The sequence below is a fragment of the Candidatus Phytoplasma melaleucae genome, from assembly GCF_030588185.1.
Classification (GTDB): Bacteria; Bacillota_I; Bacilli_A; order Acholeplasmatales; family Acholeplasmataceae; genus Phytoplasma; species Phytoplasma melaleucae.
The window spans coordinates 1-2,190 of the sequence record NZ_JAOSID010000017.1; the positions used below are offsets into that span (position 1 = coordinate 1).

The window sequence follows — 2,190 nt, forward strand, 5'->3', positions numbered from 1 at the left end:
GATAAGCTTTTGTTTAATAGCTAAAGCTTCTTCTTCACTTAAACTAGCTTTATTTTCGTTATTTGATAGCTTAAACGTGGTATGTCGAGGTAAGGTTTTTGTTGGAATTAGATTAGCTAATTTTTGGCAAGCCTTTGACCGCTGCATTTGCCGACCCAGCAAATTTCAGGCTGAGAGTAAACAACGCGCCGGTCTCGAGATGCATGACTGCGAGTTCTCGAGACGCAGTGTCCGAGTCTTTGTCTGCAGGACGCAGTAAGAATTGTGGCACAGTCGAGCGCATCCAGGCCAGAGAAGGTTCCATCGAATCCCAATTGATCAATGATCTCGCGATCGCGAGCAGCAGAAGCCCGTCTGGCCTGACTTCATTGAGCTCAGCGTCGCAGGAGGGAATCGGTATTTTATCTGCTGTAGCAGCCTTGTTGCTTCGCAAAAAGATCAAACCATAGGCCAGTGCAGCAGCTGTGGTGGTGATGCGGGCGTCGACTCTCCATGTCGGATTCACGGCATGGTCATCGTGCAGCGGCGGTGGCGTTCCGACCATCAGACGTTCGAGACTAAGCAACATAGTCCTGTCTTTATTTGAGGTGAGATTCGAATGTCGCCCCCGACCAAGCATTACTAATCCGACACCTAAAGCTGCGGATAGGCAGTACGCTTCCCTGCAGAAGCGCTGCGTATCCGTGGTCTCGATGATTTGAGCCCCAATTTGTTCGCAAAGGGCTTCGGCAATGTGGCTTACGCCAGAGCCGAGGAACAATAATCCTGTACCCAGCAGAGCAGCCGCTTGTACGAGAGTGGAGTGGGCTAGATTGGCCGAGTGGGGCGGCAAGAATGCTTTCACATGGCAGGCTAGAAGAGCGCGAACATCTGGATCACCTTTGGCAACGAACGTTGCTGACAAACCCAAGAGCAACCCAATCGAAGTAAGGCTGTGTCGATCTCCCAAGTATCGATAGGTATGCACTTGTCCAATGGTTACAAAGCGTCCCGAGAGCCCCAGACCGAGCAGTAACCCAGCGTGGCGAGCAGTACGTTCACCGGCGCTCTGTGAGAAGTACCAAGTGGAGTCGACTTTGGTCTTGCCAACACACATTTCTAATGCTGAGGCACAGCCATTGTGAAAGTCAGGCCACTCGAGCTCTGGAGTCTCAGCCCGGGGCTCAGAGAGACCGTAAGGCTGTGCTGGTCTCAAAAGAATGCGCAGATTGATTCGGGGCGTCTGCCACTTTTGGGTCGGATCAAACTTTCGAGTCAACAAGAGGAACATGCCTCTACCAACCGGAGTTGCCTTGATCCTTTCAGCAGCATTCTGTAAACGAGCCAGCCCGAGTTCGCGATTCTCATGATCACTATTGTCTGGTCTGGTCGGGGCTCGAATTGCTGTAGGACGAGAAGTTGACAACATATCTGAGACGTCTTGCAGTCGGAAGTCTGCAGAGAACAAGGTCGCTGACAACGGATCTAGCTTTGCTCCACTCGGCAGAGTCCTCAGCTCGTCTGCAGAGAAACGGCGGGCCATTCGTGTCGAGACGCCTTGAGCATGCGCGAGGTCTTTGCGGCCGATCAAAAGTTTCGCGTCCTTCGACAAACCTTCGGAAGGATGCTCGCCACAAAGCTTTAAGACCTGTCGGAACGCGGTGGTGAGGCTGAGAGGAAAGTCCTCAATATCCTCAACGGTTATGTTCTCTGCGACCATCAACTTGAGCAGAGTGTCACTGCGGGCATGGCCCGACCTATTCGTGAGAGCTCCTGCGACTTTCAATATCTTTGCAAAGCAGGGCAGGATTGTCTCTAATTGGACAATGGAAATGACACTGTTCGGCAGCAGAGCTTTCAGGGCGGCTTCCACTGAGCCAAACTCTCCGGCCAACATCTTCTCCACAATAGCGAGAGCGTCTGGTGGTGACGGTATAGATGCGGAGCTTCCCGTTGGTAAGTCATTTTGGCAAAGTCCTACAGAGGCCATCCTCATGTACCAGAATTCGGAATACGCGGGTCTTTGCGTTCTCTGAGATAGTTGCACAATGAGACGGACAAGGTCGGCCAAGCCAGAGTTGCGATGACGGGCACTCAGCGACATCTCTTGAGCCACTGCATGCAAGATTTCCAGTGAAGGCAAAGAGACCTGACGGTCTTCCGCTGGTGTATGGGCGGTGTCCGACGGCGTGGGACCAACATCGAAGCCAC

The 2,190-nt window shown here is 52.5% G+C and carries 1 protein-coding gene; it reads right to left on the reverse strand.

Annotated elements, in window-relative coordinates:
* Nucleotides 1–112: 112 nt before the first annotated feature.
* Nucleotides 113–2,190 (reverse strand): hypothetical protein (locus OC680_RS02160; RefSeq protein WP_304515473.1); only part of this gene is annotated, 2,078 nt, incomplete at its 5' end.